This is a genomic window from Ureibacillus sinduriensis BLB-1 = JCM 15800 (genome assembly GCF_000772955.1).
Classification (GTDB): domain Bacteria; phylum Bacillota; class Bacilli; order Bacillales_A; family Planococcaceae; genus Ureibacillus; species Ureibacillus sinduriensis.
The window spans coordinates 103,165-122,540 of the sequence record NZ_JPVO01000046.1 but is presented as its reverse complement, the minus strand read 5'-3'; the positions used below and the strand labels follow the sequence as shown (position 1 = coordinate 122,540).

The window sequence follows — 19,376 nt, the reverse complement described above, 5'->3', positions numbered from 1 at the left end:
ACGATTTTTTTTTGGACTCTTTCCTTTACGATTAAAAACATAAGGAAATTGAATTAGGTTTTGAAAGGAGTCAAGTATGGCGAAGTATTTATATAAACTTGGAAGATGGGTAGTCAATCATAACAAGAAAGTTATTGGAGGAACTTTAGGTATTCTCATCATTACAGCAATCGTTGCTTTAAGTATGGGTCCGGATTTTAGTGATGAGATGTCCATCCCAGATACAGAATCTGCCGAAGCAGGAAAAATAATGGAGCGGGAATTTCAGGCATCAAATGAGCCGGCACTTGGTACTATAAATCTAGTACTGAAAGCCCCTAAAGGCCAAACTTTAGAGTCTAGTGAAGTTAAGGATGCCATAAATAAGACAATTGACAAAATTAAAGAAGACAAATCCGTTGTCTCTATTGCTACACCTGCTGAACTGGGTAATTACAATGAAACTAAGCAAATCGGGTATGCAATAGTGACATATGATGTTCCGGCGGCTAAGGTAACGGAGAAATCAAAGGAAATCATATTGGAAAGTATTGAAGGTGCGAGAAATGATGGTGTTCAAACGGAGTTGGCGGGAACCGTTGCTTTTTCTGAATTAGAAATTGGAGGAATCACAGAAGTAATTGGGGTAGTAATTGCTTATGCCATTCTTGCCCTTACATTTGCATCCTTCCTGGCAGCTGGAATGCCGATTATTACAGCAGTCATTGGTTTAGGAATAGGGATTTTAACGATTCTAGTTGGGACTAATTATTTTGACATTCCGTCATTCGCTCTTGCTTTGGCTGCCATGTTAGGACTAGCAGTGGGAATTGATTATGCCCTATTTATTATGTCAAGATTCCGGCAAGAATTGGCAAAAGGGTATAGCGTGCAGGAGGCCATAGCCATTGCTAATGGAACTGCCGGTAGTGCAGTTGTCTTTGCGGGAATAACAGTTATTATCGCATTGTTAGGTTTAGGAGTGGCAGAGATTCCATTTTTAACAATGATGGGGATTTCTGCAGCAGTTTGTGTATTATGTGCGATTTTAATAGCGGTTATCTTTGTACCAGCAATTCTGGCGGTTTTTGGCCATAAAATTGGCCCTTCAAGAAAAAATAAATTTTTAGCAAGACTCACTAGCAAAAGGAACAATAAAGAATCAAATAAATGGGGAAGTTTTGTTACTAAAAGACCTTGGACAGTAACGATTTTAGGGATCCTCCTTCTTGTAGTAGTCAGTATCCCATTCTTCCATATGCAACTGGGTCTACCTGATAATGGAACAAAATCAGATGAAACAACAGAAAGAAGGGCGTATGATTTATTAAGTGAAGCGTATGGTCCTGGATACCATTCTTCATTAGTCGTCCTGGCTGAAGCCGATGAGAATGAGGAGATTCAGGCGAGAATCAACAAAGTAATAGAAGAATTAGGAGATTTACCGAATGTAAAGAGTGTAAGTCCCCCGATTCCAGGTAAATCAGGAAATGTTTTCATGATATCAATTACGCCTAACACTGGACCTAATGATATTGAAACGAACGAATTGGTACACTCTATAAGAGAGTTGTCGGACAAAAATAATGAACAAGTAGAATTGTATGTCACTGGTGCAACTGCAGTAAACATTGATATATCCGAAAAGCTGAATGATGCGGTACCTTTATTTGCTTCACTCATTGTAGGTTTTGCGTTTGTTTTATTAGTCTTGGTATTTAGATCGATTCTGGTCCCATTAAAAGCTGTTCTAGGCTTTTTGCTTTCACTTTTAGCAACTCTAGGGTTTGTTGTTTTTGTAATTCAAGATGGAAACTTCAATAGTCTTTTTGGTTTCCCAACTGCAAGCCCGATATTAGCATTTTTACCTGTTATTGTCATAGGAATTTTATTTGGTCTAGCAATGGACTATGAGGTTTTCTTGGTAAGTAGAATGCGTGAAGAATTTACACATTCTAAAGATGCCCATAAGGCTATCTTGGCAGGGATAAAAGAAAGTGGGGGCGTAGTGACAGCTGCAGGTCTCATTATGATTGCAGTATTCACAGGGTTTATGCTTGCTCCAGATCCAATTATTAAATCGATGGGCTTCGCATTAACCTTTGGCATTATTTTTGATGCATTTGTCGTGAGAATGGCAATCGTACCTGCTGTAATGACGTTGATGGGGAAAGCGGCATGGTACTTACCAAACTGGTTAGATAAAATTCTGCCAAATATTGATGTTGAAGGGACTTCAATACAAAAAGAAATAGATGAAAGTATGGCTATCAATAAAAAGAAAAATTCCCTTCGAATGAAAGAAGAACAAGTTTCAGAGTAAGGAAGCTAGAAGTTGATAAAATAGTAGCCCGGTATATAATATATCGGGTTCTTTTTAAAAGGTATCAATTAGATTCAAAATTAGCTATCTATTTACCTTGCTATAGTTTAAAGCTATAGCAAGGAATAGATTTTATGTGTTACGTTATATTAATTTCTCTATGCTACACTATGTTTATATTAAAAACAGAACATTTATAAAGCGAAAAGGGGAGACATGTTATGACAAAAACACTTGTAAAAGCACCATTTAGAGCGGATCACGTTGGAAGTTTATTGCGACCGGAGAGAATCCATCAGGCTAGGAAGGATTTTCAAGAAGGTCATATCATTGCACAAGAACTGCATGCGATTGAAACAGAAGAAATTAAAAAAGTCGTGGATAAGCAAATCGAAGTGGGGCTTCAAGCTGTGACAGATGGAGAATTCCGCCGTAGATTCTGGCATACGGATTTCCTTGAGCACCTAAACGGGGTGGAAGGATACGTTCCGGAATCAGGCTTCGCATTCAAAGGGGAAGAGACAGAGCGATACGATGTACGCGTAATCGGCAAAATTTCGTTCAACCAAGATCACCCGCATATTAAGGAATTTATCGAATTCAAAGAAATTGTTGGGGATCGTGCCGTTGCCAAACAAACCATCCCAAGCCCGAACCAATTGTTCAACGCGGGTATTCGAAATCTGGATATCTACCCGGACCTTGAAGAATATACAAAAGATGTCATCCAAACATACCGCGATGCCATCAAGGCTTTCTATGATGCAGGCTGCCGCTATTTGCAATTGGACGACGTTTACATTGCAGGCCTGAATTCCCCTGATATTCCGTTCAACGATAGCGGTTATTCTCGTGAGGAATTAATCGACTTGGCACTTCGTGTTGCCAATGGCGTATTGGAGGACAAACCGGAAGATTTAATCGTAACGACTCACCTATGCCGTGGGAACTACCGCTCAAAATGGGCATTTGAGGGCAGCTATGCCAAAATTGCGCCAACATTATTCGCAAAAGAAAAAGTAGATGGATTCTTCTTGGAATATGATGATGACCGTTCCGGTGATTTTGGACCATTGGAACATATCCCGAATGGCGGGGCGCAGGTGGTGCTGGGGGTATTCACATCCAAACATGGACAATTAGAAGACAAGGAAAATATTAAAGCGCGTATTGAAGAAGCAACAAAATATGTACCGTTGGAGCAATTATGCATCAGCCCACAATGTGGATTTGCTTCGACTCACCACGGAAATATTTTGACTGAGGAAGAACAATGGGCGAAACTTCAATATATCGTGGATATTTCGAAAGAAATTTGGGGATAGAAACCCAAAGAGAGACGCAATTTCAGGGATGAAATTGCGTTTTTTTCGCTTTTTTAAGTGGAAATTTATGCTACCATTTTAAGTAAGTTTCCGGTTTGGAATAGCCGTTTCCACAGGGAAGGAGTTGGTCGAATGTCGATCAAGGGGATTAATCATTTTTTATTTTCGGTATCCAATTTGGACGTCTCGATCGAGTTTTACGAAAAGGTATTGGATGCAAAGCTATTGGTAAAAGGGAGGAACACGGCCTACTTTGATTTAAATGGAATGTGGCTGGCATTGAATGTAGAAGAAGATATACCGCGAAATGAGATCAAGCAATCCTATACACATATCGCATTTTCAATTGAAGAAGAGAAAGTTGATGAACTATATGAGAAGTTGGAGAGGTTGAATGTGAACATTCTGTCGGGCCGCGAAAGAGATGAACGCGATAAAAAATCTATCTATTTTACAGACCCGGATGGACATAAATTCGAATTTCATACAGGCACATTACAAGATCGGCTGGACTATTACAAGAAGGAAAAAACACACATGGAATTTTTTGAATAAAAATAATGGCGCTCAACCGCAGCATGGTTAAGCGCTTATTTATTTGGCAAAAGCCGGTGAATTACGGCCTTACCACTTTATTCGTCAATAGTTTTAAAGCTTCTTTTACATCTTTTGCAAAGTTTACTGGATGATCGATTTTCACGAAATGAATATACATCAATCGCGGATCTTCAAATAGCCAGTGATTATGGAAACCTGTTACCAAAATGTTGTTTTTGCGGAGCTGACTAATGAATGGATTGATTTCCCCTTGAAGAATGACAGTCTCACCGCTGCAAAGTGCTTTTCCGTCAGGTGTCATCGACTCAAAGTTGAACATTTGAGGAAGAGTAAGGAAGGATCGGCTTCTTCTATTCATGATCGTCGTTTGAATATTCAGCCTGGAATCCATAACCATGCAAACGCCATCTTCAAATGTCTCCATACCGCCCAGAATTTGATTGAATTCACTGCAAAGTTCCATCGCATTGCCCACATTGCCTACCGGGCGGCTTGAACCTGCTGCACTTTGAATTAGTACTTTATTTGCTTTTCGAACCTTTCGGGCAAATTCCAATGGTGCATCGATGGATTGGTAATGAATGTACATCAGTCTAGGCTTCTCAAACAGCCAATGATTATGGAAAGCCGTTACAATGATTCCTTGTTCCCTTAACCGTGAAATATAGGGATTTGCCTCTTCTTCCAATACTACCGTTTCACCAAGACATAGCGCTCTGCCCTGAGGGTCCATATTTTCGAATGACCATGCTTGCGGAACAAACATAAACGATTCCGCCGGACGACCTAATACAGTCGGACGGATATTCGTGCGCGAACGGGTCGCCGTACATACACCGTTGATTACCGCTGGAGTGGCGTCCAATATAGCGGCGAACTTCTGGCATAGTTCACTGGGCTGGGCACTATCATGATGGTTCATTGAGTTCATGTGATTATGCATCGACTACATTATCCTTTCTTTCCATTATTCACTCTATACTATTCAACGAATTGGTTTGTGTTGGGGCGATGCGGGTTTTGACAACTTAATACAGAGCGATACATTTAATTAATGTAACCTATACATTGAATAATTTAATGTTTATTTTTAAATAATTAATAAATAAATTAATTATGATAAATAATTTTAAAAAGTTGTTTTAATATGTTGGTTTAAAGTGTATGATGGAATCAAACGAAAGAAAGGAGAACTGTATGGCGTATCCTTTACTCACAAATTGTCCAGTGTGCAGCAAGGCACTGAAAATCACGAAGCTGCAGTGCAACCATTGCCAGACAACGATAGAAAATGAATTTGAAGTTTCAAAACTAGCCGCCCTCGGTCAGGAGCAGCTGCATTTTGTCGAGATTTTTCTAAAATGCCGTGGGAATATTAAAGAGGTTGAAAAAGAGCTCGGCATTTCCTATCCAACCGTCAGAGGAAAATTGGATGAAATTATTTCTGCTCTGGGATACTCCACTCATAAAAAGCCTGAAGTGGATAAAAAGAAAATTGTCTCGTTGCTGGAAAAAGGCGAAATTACCGCAGAGAAAGCCATTGAATTATTAAAAGAGGGGGAAGATTAATGAAGGACGAAATTTCTAGAGTGTTAACGCTGGTGGAAGAAGGAAAAATTGATAAAGACAAAGCAAGTGAATTAATTTCCATCCTGCAAGGTCAAAATCAGTCAGAGCCAGTGACGTTAAAAAAAGACGTCTCATATGGAAATAAAATGCTGAAAGTTCGTATAAACTCGGAAAACGGCGACAATGTAAATGTCAACCTCCCGATAAACCTCGTCAAGGCTGTCTTAAAAGTAGGAACAAATATTGCCGAAAAAATACCGGAGGCCGAAAAATATGTGAAAGATATCAACGCTGACCTGCTAATTGAAGCAATCGAAAATGAATTGGTCGGACAGATTGTGGATATCACCTCGGCCAATGGCGATAAAGTCGTTGTGGTAGTCGAGTAGGGTATGTTAAAAGTGAAATTCAAAGTGAATGAAAGGCGATTTTTCATTCCGGTTCCCTATATAATCATTAATATAGCGAGTTTAATTATTGCATCGAATTGGTTTAATCGTTTCATAAATAAAGCGATCGAAAAAGACGGAAGCAAATTTATCTTCCCTGTTATTGAAAGGGAACAATTGAAGCCCCTGCTGAAAGAATTATCCAATCATCGTGGGTTGACCCTTATTGAGACGGTGTCGAAGGACGGGACCGAGATAAAAATAAAGCTATAGATATTGAGGCGCTTTCTTTCGTCAAAAGAATGCGCTTTTTTTTAGGCAAACCGGGCATAGTTTGGTGCCAATTTTAAAGTTATGAAAAATGCTATACTTGAAATAATCACAGTTTAATTGATTGATGCCAGATTCGAAAAGGGGGCTCCTCAATGAATATTTTAGTTTTAGGTGGAACGGGACGAGTTGGTCGTCAAATCGTGCTTCAAGCTCTCCAAGACAGCCATCACGTAACGGCATTGGTCCGTTCTCCGGAGAAGCTGGATTTGAACCACGAAAACTTCACGATCCTTCAAGGAAATGTTTTAAACAAAGAGGATATCGAAAGAGCGATGCATGGAATGGATATAGTGATCAGTGCACTTAACACGGATGGGGCAACCACGCTATCGGAAAGTATGCCACTTATCATCAAGGCCATGGAAGCTGAAGGCATAAAACGCATCATTACCATCGGAACTGCCGGAATCCTGCAAAGCAGGGTTGAGCCGGAAGTATTGCGCTACCAGTCAAGCGAATCCAAGCGCAAGTTAACGCGTGCAGCCGAAGAACATCATAAAGTATACGAGCTGCTGAATCAATCGCAACTGGACTGGACAATCGTCTGTCCGACCTATTTACCGGATGGAGAAAGGCTGGGTAACTACCGGACAGATAGCAACTTTTTGCCCGAGGGTGGGATGCAGATCTCGGTGCCGGATACAGCCGAATTTGCAAACAGCCTTATCAATAGTAGCGATTATATAAAAACGCGTGTGGGAATCGCCTACTAATCACCGCCTCCACAAAAATTGTGAAGTAAACCATGAGGCGCCCGAAATTGCCAAGTTTACTGCTATGAATCGGGCTTTCTCTTACAAATATACAAGATAAATATATGGTTGGAGCTGACGCATTTCTTTAAAAAGAGGTGCGTCAATTTTTTATATTGATCAGCCTATCTTAAAATGATGTTGAAAAAATGAATAATTGCGGAAGTTGGAACTTTTAACTGCTTCATAGCAAGATATATCAAAAAGTGAGTGCGGATTCCTGTTACTCTATATAAAAAGGAGGATAGCTTAGATGTACGACTACGATATTGTAATTAAAAAAATAATTATGTATGTGGAAGAAAATTTACATGAGCCTCTTACCTTGGAAAATCTCGCAAGACAATCGAATTTCTCGAAATACCACTTCCATCGAATATTTCAATCCTCGGTTGGTATGACGGCAACGGAGTATATCCGAATGAGAAGATTGGCAAATGCCTCAGCCGCCCTGCTTTACACTGGCGAACGCATTCTGGACATTGCTTTATATTATCAATTTGAATCACAAGAGGCATTTACAAGGTCATTTAAGGAAGTATACAAAATGCCACCCGGCAAATATCGCAAAATAATGGCAGACGTTCTCAAAAAAAGGGAGGAATCGTACATGAATACGAAGGTGAAAGGTTGGTTTTTGAGTGGATCAAGCCCATATAACTACGAAATGGGAATTGACCATGAAGTGGTTCATCAGGGAAAGGCATCGGGTTATTTAAAATCCAAAAGCGTGCTGGATTCTACCGAATTTGCTACGATGATGCAGTCATTCAAGGCGAACCAGTTTGTAGGGAAACGAATCCGGCTATCCTGCTTCATACGTACGGAAGCTGTAGACACGTACGCTGGAATGTGGATGCGGGTAGACGACGCAATGGAGGATGTGCTTCAATTCGATAATATGAGTAATCGGCCTATCAAAGGCGATACAAACTGGAATCGTTATTCCATCGTGTTGGATGTCCCGGAAAGAAGCGCGGTTATCTCATTCGGTATCATCCTGTCCGGACAAGGAACAGTATGGGCAGATCAGTTTACCTTTGACGAAGTGGATGTGAGTACACCGACAACCAACCTGGAGGTGCAGGGTGAGCTGTTGGACGAACCGGTAAATCTATCATTCGATGATGAAATATAAGGAGGCGAACATGGCTAATTCAGGAAAACAAACGATTGGGACAGTAACAGCAATCATCGTTATCCTCGCGATTATGGCTATAAAATTGATTGGAATAAATACGATTGTCCATTTTCTAAAATTTTGGTGAAAACATCTACTAGTTAGAATTCAATCGTCAGGCGTGTTTCTTAAATAGGAAATGCGTCTTTTTTGAATTTCATGTTGGTATGCATGGAATTTGTATCACCTTATCCACTACTGGGGAAATGGACCTCAGTTGGCTACAGTAAATAATTTTGGTTTGGATGGATTGTTCTTTGGCATGACCATGTACTGGTTTTCAAAGTCTAAGCTGCAGAAACACTTTTGATCGAATGTCGATGCTTTTCGGCTTGGTAGGGATGGATAACAAAAAGAGCATGAAAAACGAGAGAGTGTTCCACGTTTTTCATGCCCCTGAGCGTTATGGGAAAGGAACAATCGTCCAGCCCAAGATGAAGATAACTGCCATAAACAGTCCCAGATAGATGCTTAACCCCAATCCCCATAACCCAAGCGACCGGCTTTTTTTATTGAAGGTTGAGATGACTCCTAGTACGACTGAAAGCATGATCCAAGAAGAGAATATATTTGATAGAGCCCCATCATAGCCGGATAATAGAGAGAGATTAATGTCCGCCAAGAAAATAAGCCCCATCACGACACTCAGCCATCCACAAATGTGTAAAACCGTGTTTTTTATCGTGCCCAATTCCATAATTTCACCTCTCCGACTTTCAAATAACGTACCATATCCAATTCTCTCAAAGATTCGATTTCGCTTTTTGGCCCTGTCACTACAACACCATATGTTTCAAAGCCTTGCTCCTCGATGTACGCTATGCGTTCTTCCAATTCGAGATTTTTATGTGGCGAGACTTCTTCTGCAATCCTTTCATAGGGTTGGAGTTCCTTTAGCATTTCCAGGAAAGTTTCCTCGTGTGATGTGGACTCCCGGAAAGGGGACCAGTAGGTTTCATCGGGCTGTACAGGATATCCGATAGGGGAGATGACATCACCATCCGAACTCAACATCGTTTCCTCTCTGCCAGTATAGACTGCCGCCCAAGTCACATCCACGTTTTCCATTGCAGTTTCTACTTCTTCCACTCGATAAAGATTGTCCAAAGAAATGTATGCCTCGACAACCGTCTCCTCCGGCAATCCTGCCAATACACGCCATTCCTTCGCACTATCAAACTCGATCATTTGTTTAGGGTGCGCGATCCATTGATTCGTTTGGGTCGGATAACCTGGATATACCTTCTCCAATTTAGAGTCCTCATTTTTCTCCACCAAATCATTCAAGACAAACTGAAGGTCGTAATGTTTTGCAGGATAAAAATCATCCCCGATTTGTTTATACTGTTCGAATGCCAAATTCATGGAAAAGAGCGAAAAGTCCATATCAAATTCCATTTCTTCCAATGTTGTATTTGGTTCGGTAATATAAAGCGTCTTGCTTGCCACATCCATCAAAGTGGTTGATTTTGTCCCAAAAGCATAATATCCAAAGGTCAACATATAACAAGTAGGAACAATTAGCAGAATGACGGTGATGGTGGAAAGAATGATTTTCCACTTCGATGAGTTGATGGCTCTTTTCACTTTTTTGGGTCCATCACTTGGGCGAAACTCACTTTCATTCTTCGCTTTATTTATTAATTTTTCATAAGCATCCATTAGTTTCCTTCCCCCTCCAGCAATTCTCTCAGTCTTTTTCTTCCTCGTGCCAGATGGCTCTTCAAAGTATTCAGCTTGATAGTTAGAATGTTTGCGGCTTCCAAATTCGTGCAATCATGCACATCACAGAGCAAGATGGCCTGTTTTTCTATTGGTTTGAGCTTATCCAAATAGCTTAACAGCTTCAGGAAAGCATCATTCTCAAGCGCGATATTCTCCGGCGTTTTTAAATCGATTTCAAAAAAATCATTTGTCATGACATATCGTTTATCTTTTCTTGCATGATCGATGAATGTATAATAGCCCACCTTAAAAAGCCACGGTTTTATTTCCTTTATTTCATTGGTCAGTAAGGCAATGTGCGCTTTTGTAAAGGTCTCTTGAAGCAGATCTTCGGTTTCGGCATGATTTCTTGTAAGAGAATATAAATAACGATATAAGTCATTGAAGTATAGGGAATATACCTGTTCGAGATCCATTTCTTCCCACCTTTCACTCTAACCACGGATTAGAGTTGTAAAAAGTTGCAAAACAGTAAAAATTTATTTGAAGTAATGACATTATAAGGGATTTGGAGGTTCAATTTCATGATGATCGGAAGTAAAAGAAGGGAAATCGTATTTCGATGGCGTTAATCAATTCATCGACAGAGAAACACTTCATTCGCGTTTCTCTGTTTTTTGCTTAAATCAGTTTGGGAATTTAGGTGATGAACAATGACTATATTAAAAGTTGAGATGTGATACACAATGTTTAATCAAACGTTTTATATAAAACGAACCAATGATCAATAGGAAAGAGACAATAAGTGATATAGGAATACTTAGACTAACTGGGATGGCAACATTATGCCAAATGCTCATTTTGATTTGTTCAAATCCAATAGTTCGCAATATACCGGCAATCGATATGAGAAAGGCGCTCAATATCAGTCCAAGGTATAGCACAAATAAGACAGGGATGGTTAAGAAGTAAAAGAAAGTGCGTACCATTTTTGCTATTGCCATTACATTTCACTCCTAATGATTTGTTGAACATTCGCGAAGGAGGAGATTGAGTAATTTTCTTTATAGTAAAGTGTTTGTATATTGCAATGTTTGTTGATTACCACAATATCCCCTTCAACTACCTCAGCATCTGTATTTGCAAGTTGTAAATTACTTCCCTTTATATATTTGCAAATCAGTTTTTTCTTTAACAATGGGAATGATAGATTTTCTTTCTCTACAGTTGCATGATGTGTAATAAGTCGCTCAATACGACTGGTACCTGATAGCTTTAACTGGAACCTTTCTGAATGGATTACATTTGCTTGAACAATACCAATGGAATGAAATTGTTTCGATTGAAGGGTTTGTTCTATGGATAGTTTACCAGAGCTGAAAATTTTGTAGATTTGACCATTTTTCATTTTTAAATTACCTGTATTGGTAACTTCATCAACTACACAATTTTCTTTAATGACACATGATCCAGAATTGCTTAATGCCTCTGCGACCACTTGAGAGTGGAAGATACTATAGCCGTGAGTGGATATCCTTTCTAATTTGAGATCTTGATATAAAGCAACCGAACCACGAATTTTTAATATTCTACATTCAGGTATTAAGTTTTTGATGCGGCCATTTGTAAGGGTGACACTGTAACTTTTCTTATTTTCTTTGTTCTTCAAATGCACACCACCTTATTTTAATTAATATATGTTTTAATTATTAAAATATATATTAATTAAAATAAAATTACATTCCTTTGTCAAGTACAAAATAAACGCTTAAAAGGGGAGAACAACGGCCATCCATGTAAGTAAATAAAAATAAGGAACTTCTCTTTATGGAAGTTCCTAGAAAATTGTACCCATTAACTTGTTAACATTTTGCAATACTTCTGCTATATCCGTTAGTTTTTCGTGTGAAAACTTCATAAATAAATCTTGAACTTTGCCCTCTCCAACACTTGTTAACATTAATTTTACCACTCGTCTGTCCTCATTTTCTCTGATACGGTGGATTAGATTTAGTGCTTCTAATTTATCGCACATCGACGTAACTGCCCCAGGAGTGACATTGAAAAAATCAGCAATTTCTGTTGCTTTCATTCCACCATTGATTCTCAGCTGGAGGAGAAGAATGAGCTGGTTTTGGGAAAGCGATTCTCCTTCGGAAAGTAAATTGACAAACATTTTAGACTTATGTTGAATTTCAAGCATTTCCTTCATAATAATTTCAATATTATGAGTTTGAACATTTTCTGACATTTTATCACAGCCTATTAGTTTTTTTGCTTTAACTTACAGCAAGTTTACCATTAATAAAATCGGTTATCCTTATTATTCTAAATTTATAAACCGTAGTATGCAAAGAATAATAAAACTAGTGATTGGTACGGACCTTTCATTTATGAATAATGCTATTATTGGTGATCAAAGTATGGACAGATTGGGTGCTTTTCGGTTAAGTAATGCAAAAAACAAGTTAACCACAATGGAGCCAACTTGTTTCGCTAGTGTGGTTCAACTAAATGCTAATCATCCTTTTTTTGAAAACTAGTGGGCATAATAACAAGCTCTACTATACCTCGGGCACAAAGCGTATCCTCGGCGTAGACTTCGGTTGCCACCTTCCATCGTTTTGGATGAATTTCTTCCACTGTCCCGACAGCCTTCAATGTAACGTGTTGTGGCGTTGGTTTCAGGAAGTCTACATGGAGGCTAGCCGTCACAAACCGGGGCGGGATTGATCCATCGCCAATTTCGTTCCCGTTTTTACGATGTAGGGCAAGTGAGGCAGACCCTGTTCCGTGGCAATCCATTAAAGAGGCGATGATGCCGCCATACAAAAACCCAGGCATCCCCATGTATTTGGATTCGGGTTCAAAGAACGTCACCGTCTTGTCATCTTGCCAACCAGTTCGGATGTGATGCCCGTCCTTGTTCAACCTGCCGCACCCATAACACCAAGCAAAGTCATCCGGGTAAACATCCTGAATCGCATTTTCCACTGCATACTCTTTCATTCGTCTTCCTCCTCGCTATTCTACTTAATAGATGTATATTGCATACTCGAAGCTAGCATTCTCATATATGGATAATTTTAGTATAAACTACTATCTTCCTCCTACCAAATAAATACCAAACCCTTTAACTAGTGATTGTTATGTATAAGCTTGACGCGTTCGACCGATTTTTTCGTATTCTAGGGACTCGGAATATTTAAGAAACAATTAAGGAATAGGCAAGAAGCAGTTAAATCTTCCGCTCTTGCAGATTGGTAAAATTAAAAGTATGTGACATGGATTTGCCGAATTAGTTTATTAGTGGAGAAGGGCGGAAATAAACGATGCGAAAAGTAGCTTTAATGTTAATAATGCTTCTCGGATTCACTTCATTGATCCCGGAAGCTTATGCAGATAGCGGTACTGAGAGAATTGAAAAAATCGAACAGTTTGTTGAAGAGCAAATGGGAGTTAGCCAAATTCCCGGAATATCGGTAGTGATTGTAGAAAAGGGAAAGACGGTTTACCAAAATGGATTTGGATATGCCGATGTACAGAACAAGGTGCCGGTCACTTCCAGCACTTTATTCGAGCTCGCTTCGACCTCTAAAGCATTTACAGGCCTAGCCATTCTAAAATTAGAAGAAAAGGGATTATTAAAACGGACGGACGATGTAAGAAAATATATCCCCTGGTTAAAGTTACAATATAAAGGAGAGGTGCAGACGATTACGATCAATCAATTGCTGCATCATACAAGTGGAATTGCTTCGAATACGATTGTTGATATCCCGAAAACGGATGAAGAAAATGCCCTTGAATTAACAGTAAGGAGCCTCTTGGAGAAGCCATTGAATCGGGAACCGGGAAGCTCATTTCAGTACGCTACAATCAATTACGATGTATTGGGGCTTGTCATTGAGAATGCTACAAAGCAGCCCTATGAAGTGTATATGAAAGAGTTGTTGGAAGACATCGGAATGAAAGATTCGTATGTTGGCAGACATCATGTCGAGTCCGGGGAATTGGCAACAGGTTACAAAAGAGGGTTCAAGCGCGTACAAGAGTATACACCACCGGCTTATCGCGGGAATATACCGGCCGGCTACATCATCAGCAGCACAAATGATATCTCAAAATGGCTGAACCTTCAGCTGGGAGCAACTCAAAGTGATGAGATAAACAATCGATTGATACAAGAATCCCATATCCCTGATCAATCCGTGAATCCTTTCGATCTAAACACCTACTATGCGAGTGGGTGGAGCATAATGGAGGAGGATGAGAAACGATATATATTCCATGCCGGCGAGAACCCAACATTCTCTTCTTTCCTCATCCTGCAGCCCGAAGAACAAGTAGGGATGGCCATTCTATCCAATATGAATTCATCCTTTACAACAGCAATAGGTCAGGGTGTGATGGATTTATGGGAAGGAAATGAGGTGAACTTGAATCACACCGATAGTTATCAGCAGATCGATAATATCGTAACGCTTTTGAGTATATTTGTTTGCTGTGTTGGGGTGCTATTTAGTTATTTATTTTTGAAGACGCTGTGGAAGGTTGCTAAAAAACAGAGGGCTTGGATAAGGTTGAAAGGGAAAAAAATCGTATTGATCGTGATCCATACTTTATTCGTTGGGGCGCTGTTGACAGCTTTAATGGTTGCTCCAGCTACTTTACTGGAAATGACATGGGATTTTATAAAAGTATGGGGGCCAACCTCGATTACTGTTCTTTATTATAGTGTGCTTGCAACGGCCATTGTGTATTACTTGTTCGTATTGGTGCGAATATTAACAAGAAAGGAAACCATTAGATAATGGTGGGTTCATAAACAACACCATATCGATCGCGTTTGTCCAGGGAATGCGATCTTTTCATCCAAAAGGCCATAACCCAAACGACAGGCAGGAATATTCATCGATAACTTGAAATATATAACTATGGATATGAATTTAAAGGGCTGGCTTAAATGCCGCAATTTTAGGAGATGATTCCAGTTGGAAATAAGGGTGAAACAAGTTGAATTGAATGGACTCAAATTTCAGTATCGCGAAAGTGGTGAACCTTCCGCACCGCCGATTGTTGCACTTCACGCACTGGGGAAAAATGCGGAAACGTGGGATGAGGTGGCGGCTGGACTAGAGGAGCGATACCGTGTTTTAGCTTTAGATCAACGAGGCCACGGCGGGAGTGCGAGAACCGGAGAGTATACATTCGAGCTGATGTGCGATGACCTGTTGCATTTTGCCGATGCCATGAAATTGGAGCGCTTCACGTTAATTGGCCATTCTATGGGGGGAACAGTTGCCTACCTTTTCTCGGAAACTTTTCCTTCAAGAATCGAACGGTTAATCGTTGAGGATACGCCGCCTCCTTTTCAAGACAAACCGATAGAAATCCCTCCCAAACCTTCTGTGCCACTGCCATTTGATTGGCAGGTCGTACCTTCAATCCTGCATCAACTTAATGAACCGAATCCCGAATGGTGGTCGCGCCTTCCCGAGATCACTATGCCGACTCTCATTTTAGGTGGGGGGGCAAGCCATATTCCCCAGAGCAAATTGCAAGAAGTTTCCGAGCTAATTCAAAATGGCATGTTTGTAACAATCGCTGATGCCGGTCACCATGTACATGAAGAGAATTTACAAGGTTTCTTTGCTGCTGTGAGAAGCTTTCTTGAAATCTGAGGCTTTCTCCGAGTCGGTTACCTTCAGAAATACAAAGCGGCACGAATCTTCCGAAAGGGGATTCGTTTTTTGCTGAATGAATGAAACTTAAAAAAAGTCTATATCAACTCATATAGGTTTATATTATTAAGCCAAATTCATCCCATGCTATTGTACAATTAGATTGGAAAGGGAATTGACGATTGCAACAAAACTATTTCAATATAGAGGGTAACTACTCATGATAACGATGAAAAAAATAAAAAGTGCTATATTTTTTATACTCGGGGGAGTCTTTCTTGTGCTGGGGATTATAGGGACGGTGATTCCTCTCTTGCCGGGAGGTCCGTTCTACTTACTTGCCGCCTTTTGTTTTGCAAAAAGTTCCGAACGCATTGAAGCTTGGTTTAAAAGTACGACTGTGTATGAGAAATATGTGGAAGCATTTCTGCAGAAAAAGGGTATGACGAAAAAAGAGAAGATCAGAATCAATCTAATTGCTGATTTCTTTATCCTTCTCTCGGTTATTTATGTGGATATTCTTTTGGTCAAAATTCTATTGGTTCTTTTAGCATTGTACAAGCATTACTATTTCATAAAAAAAATCAAGACGATCAAGAAAAGGAAATGAAAACTCCGAGACACATTTCTTCCAACATATAATGAGAGGGGCGATGCACAATGTCGATTCAAATTAAGGAAGTCCTTGCAAAAAAAATTCTGACCGAGGCAAAGGGTTACTTGGATGTAGGATTCACACATTCATTGAATCCGTACAGTGGTTGTGCTTTTGCATGCCGCTATTGCTATGTAAGAGAAATGCCGATTCAACGGTTCAAAGAAATTCCTTGGGGTGAATGGCTGGACATCAAATTGAATGCAGCAGAAAACGTCCGGAATGAAATTTTAGCACTTCGCCGGAAAAACAAGGCGATCAATATCTTCATGTCGTCTGCTACAGATCCTTATCAGCCAATTGAACGGAAAGCCAAAATCGTTCGAGGGATATTGGAGGAAATGATTAAAAACCCGCCGGATTTTCTTCAAATTCAAACGCGGAGCCCCCTCATTACAAGAGATATCGAGTTGTTGGCAAAGTTGAATGAAAAATGCAAGGTGCTCGTATCGATGACAGTGGAAACGGACAGGGAGGACATAAAACGTCTTTTTGCTCCTCATGCACCAGGAATCAAATTAAGGATAAAGGCACTAAAAGAGCTCCATGATGCAGGTATCCGTACACAAGCATCCATTTCGCCTGTGCTGCCCTTTACACCTGATTTCCCAAAAGTCTTTGAGGGCATCGTCGATCATATTTGGATCGATACGTTGACGATCGGGGATGGGGCGAATGGCAAGCGGTCAGAGAGACTGGGGATGCCCGAGATTTTTGAAGAAAATGGACTTGCGAAGTGGTACCGGAGAGATATCCATGCAGCTGTGGAAAAGTACTTTAAAAAGGTTTATCCAAGTGAAATGATTCGTGTATCCAAACAAGAAGCCTTCCTAAAATGATTGGTCTTTCCGATTTATAGCTTTAAAACAAGGGGTGCTGGGACATCTCTTTTTTTATTCCTCAATTTAGCTGCAGAAGATGAAACGATTTATATAGCCCATACGTAAGAATATTAAGACCATCAGGAAAAATATGCTTTCCTAAAGTAGAAGACAATCGTATTTGCCATTAATATATTTCTGCAGAAATGGGGGAGACAAATGATCAAAACGACGAAAACAACAGAATGCCCAAAATGCGGTGAAAAAGAGTTGGGATTAGGCAAACATAGCGGATATGGAGCCATGTATCCATATAACAGGATGATGAGCTTAGGTTTAGAAATTGAATACCTCATTTGTACGGAGTGCGGATTTATCATCGAGAGCTATGTAAAAAAAACAAAGAGGTTCAAGGGGACATTGTAGTTGCTTATTGGACAAAAGATGGACATGGTTGATTCAGGAAGAATGCTTTCACCTGTCTAGAGTATGGGGGGATTTCACATAAAGAAAGGGGCAATTCATGAGCAAGAATTGAGCCCCTTTAGTGGTTCCCGAACTAATCAGTGATGGTGATGGTGATGTTGGCCGGATGAATCAGCTTTCGCATTGCATAAAATCGTGTTGTCATGCGAATGGGAAGAGGTTTCCAATTGAATGGTCATATGGTGAATATTTTGGTGCGCCAAATCATGTTCGATTTTATGGAGTAACTTTTCACTCTCGGTAATCGACATATCCCCGCTCACTACTGCATGGCAGGAAAGGGCATTCAACCCGCTTGTAATCGACCAGACATGCAAGTCATGAACACTTTGAATGCCTTTAGTATTGCTGATTGTTTGAATCACATCATCCACATTGATATTTTGGGGTGTTCCTTCCATCAGGACGTGAAGCCCTGATTTAGTAATATAGTAACCGCTTCGTAAGACAAGTGCTGCAACAATGACGCTTGCAAGTGGGTCAGCCCAGCCCCAACCGAAAAAGATGATGACTAGCGCAGCGATAATGGCCCCGATGGATCCAAGCATATCGCTGATTACATGCATGTATGCCCCGCGCATGTTTAAATTCTCTTCGACGTCACCGCCGCGCATCATAATCCACGCAACGACAATATTGACGAGCAACCCGATTGAAGCAATGATCAACATCCCGGTTGAAGCGACTTCGGGAGGGTTTTGAAAGCGCTGGATTGCTTCGTAAAAAATATAAAGTGAAATGAGGATAAGCGTTCCACCGTTAAGTACAGCCGCCAATATTTCGAATCGTTTATAGCCATATGTTTTGCTGTAGTTGGCAGCTTTTTCCCCAAGTGTAAAAGCTAATAGTGCAATCCCAAGTGAAATGGCATCACTCAGCATATGTCCCGCATCCGATAATAACGCAAGGCTGTTGGTCATGAACCCTCCAATAGCCTCGATCACCATATAAGTAGTAATGATCATAAAACTGATCATTAACGTCTTTTTGTTTGAACCGTGTGTATGGTCATGTCCGTGATGGTGTCCCATTCTACATTCCCCCTAATTTAATGATGTGCCGCATGTTCAATGGCCTGCTTCAATAAATTCATGATGTGTTCATCATCTTCTGAATAAAATAGCGTTGTCCCGGCTCTTCGGTATTTGACCAGTCTTAAGTTTTTCAAGAAACGCAACTGGTGGGAGACACTGGATTGACTTAGATTGAGCGTCTCTGCAATTTCATTGACGGAATGCTCGCCGGTACATAGTAGATTCAAGATTCTGATCCTGGTTGGATCGCTTAACGCCTTGAATGTTTGAGAAACGACAAACAATGTCTCTTCGTCCAGATGTTGCGCCTCTTCACTAAATGTCACTTCAAATTTCTTTTCTTCACTCAATCTCTCCACCCCATTAAATTCTATATATGAGCATATGTTCATATATAGAATATGACGGTACGCCACAAAATGTCAATCAGAAAATTTAAACTTTTCGCTTCGAACAGATATTTTAGCAGGCTATAAAACAACAGGTGATTAAACCGAATAACAATCTTTAACAAATTGGGCGCAATTGTTGAAGTAGGACCACTTTTTATGACAAATATCCGTTCGTTCCCACTACCTTATGAAACTAAAAAAGGCAAATCTATAAAAGGATTTAAATTTCTA

23 protein-coding genes are annotated in these 19,376 nt (G+C 40.1%); 13 read left to right on the top strand and 10 right to left on the bottom strand.

The annotated features are described in order from the left end of the window. Window positions 1-76: 76 nt before the first annotated feature. The 3 genes from CD33_RS07100 to fosM all read left to right on the top strand — a co-directional run bounded on the left by CD33_RS07100 (window position 77) and on the right by fosM (window position 4,182). Window positions 77-2,302, top strand: coding sequence for an MMPL family transporter (locus CD33_RS07100; protein ID WP_036199480.1), 2,226 nt, complete (start codon window positions 77-79; stop codon window positions 2,300-2,302). Window positions 2,303-2,523: 221 nt separating this feature from the next. Then, window positions 2,524-3,627, top strand: a complete 1,104-nt coding sequence (locus CD33_RS07095; protein WP_036199478.1) for a 5-methyltetrahydropteroyltriglutamate--homocysteine S-methyltransferase — start codon at window positions 2,524-2,526, stop codon at window positions 3,625-3,627. A 132-nt stretch (window positions 3,628-3,759) separates the two neighbouring features. Beyond that, window positions 3,760-4,182 carry a FosM family fosfomycin resistance protein gene (gene fosM / locus CD33_RS07090; RefSeq protein ID WP_036199477.1) on the top strand — a complete coding sequence of 141 codons (423 nt, stop codon included), beginning with the start codon at window positions 3,760-3,762 and terminating at the stop codon, window positions 4,180-4,182. A gap of 61 nt (window positions 4,183-4,243) precedes the next feature. On the opposite strand, the gene CD33_RS07085 is transcribed toward fosM, so the two are convergent. After that, window positions 4,244-5,128, bottom strand: coding sequence for a DUF1259 domain-containing protein (locus CD33_RS07085; RefSeq protein ID WP_258516675.1), 885 nt, complete (start codon window positions 5,126-5,128; stop codon window positions 4,244-4,246). Between the two features lie 254 nt (window positions 5,129-5,382). Between CD33_RS07085 and CD33_RS07080 the strand changes: the two genes are divergently transcribed. The 5 genes from CD33_RS07080 to CD33_RS07060 all read left to right on the top strand — a co-directional run bounded on the left by CD33_RS07080 (window position 5,383) and on the right by CD33_RS07060 (window position 8,366). Next, entirely contained in the window at window positions 5,383-5,754 is a 372-nt protein-coding gene (locus tag CD33_RS07080) for a DUF2089 domain-containing protein (protein WP_036199475.1), read from the top strand. Then, window positions 5,754-6,143, top strand: a complete 390-nt coding sequence (locus CD33_RS07075; protein WP_036199474.1) for an SHOCT-like domain-containing protein — start codon at window positions 5,754-5,756, stop codon at window positions 6,141-6,143. The genes CD33_RS07080 and CD33_RS07075 overlap by 1 nt, the downstream gene beginning before the upstream one ends. Before the next feature lie 3 nt (window positions 6,144-6,146). Then, a complete protein-coding gene (locus CD33_RS07070; RefSeq protein ID WP_036199472.1) occupies window positions 6,147-6,416 on the top strand; it encodes a hypothetical protein in 270 nt (89 codons plus the stop codon). 152 nt (window positions 6,417-6,568) lie between these two features. Further along, window positions 6,569-7,189, top strand: coding sequence for an NAD(P)-dependent oxidoreductase (locus CD33_RS07065; protein WP_036199470.1), 621 nt, complete (start codon window positions 6,569-6,571; stop codon window positions 7,187-7,189). A 292-nt stretch (window positions 7,190-7,481) separates the two neighbouring features. Continuing rightward, on the top strand, window positions 7,482-8,366 hold the full coding sequence (locus CD33_RS07060; protein WP_036199468.1) for a helix-turn-helix transcriptional regulator: 885 nt from the start codon (window positions 7,482-7,484) through the stop codon (window positions 8,364-8,366). Window positions 8,367-8,811: 445 nt separating this feature from the next. On the opposite strand, the gene CD33_RS07055 is transcribed toward CD33_RS07060, so the two are convergent. The 7 genes from CD33_RS07055 to CD33_RS07025 form a co-directional block, all read right to left on the bottom strand. Next, the gene (locus tag CD33_RS07055; RefSeq protein ID WP_036199465.1) at window positions 8,812-9,105 is read right to left on the bottom strand and encodes a hypothetical protein; all 294 of its coding nucleotides are present in this window, start codon (window positions 9,103-9,105) and stop codon (window positions 8,812-8,814) included. After that, window positions 9,087-10,070 carry an anti-sigma factor gene (locus CD33_RS07050; protein ID WP_036199463.1) on the bottom strand — a complete coding sequence of 328 codons (984 nt, stop codon included), beginning with the start codon at window positions 10,068-10,070 and terminating at the stop codon, window positions 9,087-9,089. Before CD33_RS07050 ends, CD33_RS07055 begins: the two co-directional genes overlap by 19 nt. Then, a complete protein-coding gene (locus CD33_RS07045) occupies window positions 10,070-10,549 on the bottom strand; it encodes a sigma-70 family RNA polymerase sigma factor (RefSeq protein WP_036199461.1) in 480 nt (159 codons plus the stop codon). Before CD33_RS07045 ends, CD33_RS07050 begins: the two co-directional genes overlap by 1 nt. 246 nt (window positions 10,550-10,795) lie before the next feature. Next, window positions 10,796-11,077, bottom strand: a complete 282-nt coding sequence (locus tag CD33_RS07040) for a hypothetical protein (protein WP_036199459.1) — start codon at window positions 11,075-11,077, stop codon at window positions 10,796-10,798. Further along, on the bottom strand, window positions 11,077-11,742 hold the full coding sequence (locus tag CD33_RS07035) for a hypothetical protein (RefSeq protein WP_036199457.1): 666 nt from the start codon (window positions 11,740-11,742) through the stop codon (window positions 11,077-11,079). Before CD33_RS07035 ends, CD33_RS07040 begins: the two co-directional genes overlap by 1 nt. A 168-nt stretch (window positions 11,743-11,910) precedes the next feature. Continuing rightward, window positions 11,911-12,324: a MarR family transcriptional regulator gene (locus CD33_RS07030; RefSeq protein ID WP_036199456.1), complete on the bottom strand. Its 414-nt coding sequence runs from the start codon at window positions 12,322-12,324 to the stop codon at window positions 11,911-11,913. A gap of 266 nt (window positions 12,325-12,590) precedes the next feature. Next, a complete protein-coding gene (locus tag CD33_RS07025; RefSeq protein ID WP_036199453.1) occupies window positions 12,591-13,082 on the bottom strand; it encodes a PaaI family thioesterase in 492 nt (163 codons plus the stop codon). A 323-nt stretch (window positions 13,083-13,405) separates the two neighbouring features. Between CD33_RS07025 and CD33_RS07020 the strand changes: the two genes are divergently transcribed. The 5 genes from CD33_RS07020 (at window position 13,406) to CD33_RS07000 (ending at window position 17,659) form a co-directional block, all read left to right on the top strand. After that, window positions 13,406-14,887: a serine hydrolase domain-containing protein gene (locus tag CD33_RS07020; RefSeq protein WP_036199451.1), complete on the top strand. Its 1,482-nt coding sequence runs from the start codon at window positions 13,406-13,408 to the stop codon at window positions 14,885-14,887. Window positions 14,888-15,067: 180 nt separating this feature from the next. Continuing rightward, window positions 15,068-15,757 (top strand): alpha/beta fold hydrolase, encoded by a 690-nt coding sequence (locus CD33_RS07015; protein ID WP_036199447.1) that lies wholly within the window; start codon window positions 15,068-15,070, stop codon window positions 15,755-15,757. Window positions 15,758-15,977: 220 nt separating this feature from the next. Next, window positions 15,978-16,367: a YbaN family protein gene (locus tag CD33_RS07010; RefSeq protein WP_309299193.1), complete on the top strand. Its 390-nt coding sequence runs from the start codon at window positions 15,978-15,980 to the stop codon at window positions 16,365-16,367. 50 nt (window positions 16,368-16,417) lie between these two features. Continuing rightward, complete coding sequence (locus CD33_RS07005; RefSeq protein ID WP_036199442.1) at window positions 16,418-17,251, top strand: SPL family radical SAM protein; 834 nt, start codon at window positions 16,418-16,420, stop codon at window positions 17,249-17,251. Between the two features lie 201 nt (window positions 17,252-17,452). Beyond that, on the top strand, window positions 17,453-17,659 hold the full coding sequence (locus CD33_RS07000; protein ID WP_036199440.1) for a hypothetical protein: 207 nt from the start codon (window positions 17,453-17,455) through the stop codon (window positions 17,657-17,659). Window positions 17,660-17,796: 137 nt separating this feature from the next. Here the strand turns inward: CD33_RS07000 and CD33_RS06995 are convergent, their stop codons facing one another. Together CD33_RS06995 and CD33_RS06990 are read right to left on the bottom strand one after the other, a co-directional pair. Next, window positions 17,797-18,750, bottom strand: a complete 954-nt coding sequence (locus CD33_RS06995) for a cation diffusion facilitator family transporter (RefSeq protein WP_036199438.1) — start codon at window positions 18,748-18,750, stop codon at window positions 17,797-17,799. Between the two features lie 17 nt (window positions 18,751-18,767). Then, a complete protein-coding gene (locus tag CD33_RS06990) occupies window positions 18,768-19,103 on the bottom strand; it encodes an ArsR/SmtB family transcription factor (protein ID WP_052130082.1) in 336 nt (111 codons plus the stop codon). Window positions 19,104-19,376 lie beyond the last annotated feature (273 nt).

Excerpts from the sequence above, each read along its gene's own strand:
- CD33_RS07100 (WP_036199480.1), top strand. The coding sequence starts at position 77 with ATGGCGAAGTATTTATATAAACTTGGAAGATGGGTAGTCAATCATAAC.
- CD33_RS07095 (WP_036199478.1), top strand. The coding sequence starts at position 2,524 with ATGACAAAAACACTTGTAAAAGCACCATTTAGAGCGGATCACGTTGGA.
- fosM (WP_036199477.1), top strand. The coding sequence starts at position 3,760 with ATGTCGATCAAGGGGATTAATCATTTTTTATTTTCGGTATCCAATTTG.
- CD33_RS07085 (WP_258516675.1), bottom strand. The coding sequence starts at position 5,128 with ATGCATAATCACATGAACTCAATGAACCATCATGATAGTGCCCAGCCC.
- CD33_RS07080 (WP_036199475.1), top strand. The coding sequence starts at position 5,383 with ATGGCGTATCCTTTACTCACAAATTGTCCAGTGTGCAGCAAGGCACTG.
- CD33_RS07075 (WP_036199474.1), top strand. The coding sequence starts at position 5,754 with ATGAAGGACGAAATTTCTAGAGTGTTAACGCTGGTGGAAGAAGGAAAA.
- CD33_RS07070 (WP_036199472.1), top strand. The coding sequence starts at position 6,147 with ATGTTAAAAGTGAAATTCAAAGTGAATGAAAGGCGATTTTTCATTCCG.
- CD33_RS07065 (WP_036199470.1), top strand. The coding sequence starts at position 6,569 with ATGAATATTTTAGTTTTAGGTGGAACGGGACGAGTTGGTCGTCAAATC.
- CD33_RS07060 (WP_036199468.1), top strand. The coding sequence starts at position 7,482 with ATGTACGACTACGATATTGTAATTAAAAAAATAATTATGTATGTGGAA.
- CD33_RS07055 (WP_036199465.1), bottom strand. The coding sequence starts at position 9,105 with ATGGAATTGGGCACGATAAAAAACACGGTTTTACACATTTGTGGATGG.
- CD33_RS07050 (WP_036199463.1), bottom strand. The coding sequence starts at position 10,070 with ATGGATGCTTATGAAAAATTAATAAATAAAGCGAAGAATGAAAGTGAG.
- CD33_RS07045 (WP_036199461.1), bottom strand. The coding sequence starts at position 10,549 with ATGGATCTCGAACAGGTATATTCCCTATACTTCAATGACTTATATCGT.
- CD33_RS07040 (WP_036199459.1), bottom strand. The coding sequence starts at position 11,077 with ATGGCAATAGCAAAAATGGTACGCACTTTCTTTTACTTCTTAACCATC.
- CD33_RS07030 (WP_036199456.1), bottom strand. The coding sequence starts at position 12,324 with ATGTCAGAAAATGTTCAAACTCATAATATTGAAATTATTATGAAGGAA.
- CD33_RS07025 (WP_036199453.1), bottom strand. The coding sequence starts at position 13,082 with ATGAAAGAGTATGCAGTGGAAAATGCGATTCAGGATGTTTACCCGGAT.
- CD33_RS07020 (WP_036199451.1), top strand. The coding sequence starts at position 13,406 with ATGCGAAAAGTAGCTTTAATGTTAATAATGCTTCTCGGATTCACTTCA.
- CD33_RS07010 (WP_309299193.1), top strand. The coding sequence starts at position 15,978 with ATGATAACGATGAAAAAAATAAAAAGTGCTATATTTTTTATACTCGGG.
- CD33_RS07005 (WP_036199442.1), top strand. The coding sequence starts at position 16,418 with ATGTCGATTCAAATTAAGGAAGTCCTTGCAAAAAAAATTCTGACCGAG.
- CD33_RS07000 (WP_036199440.1), top strand. The coding sequence starts at position 17,453 with ATGATCAAAACGACGAAAACAACAGAATGCCCAAAATGCGGTGAAAAA.
- CD33_RS06995 (WP_036199438.1), bottom strand. The coding sequence starts at position 18,750 with ATGGGACACCATCACGGACATGACCATACACACGGTTCAAACAAAAAG.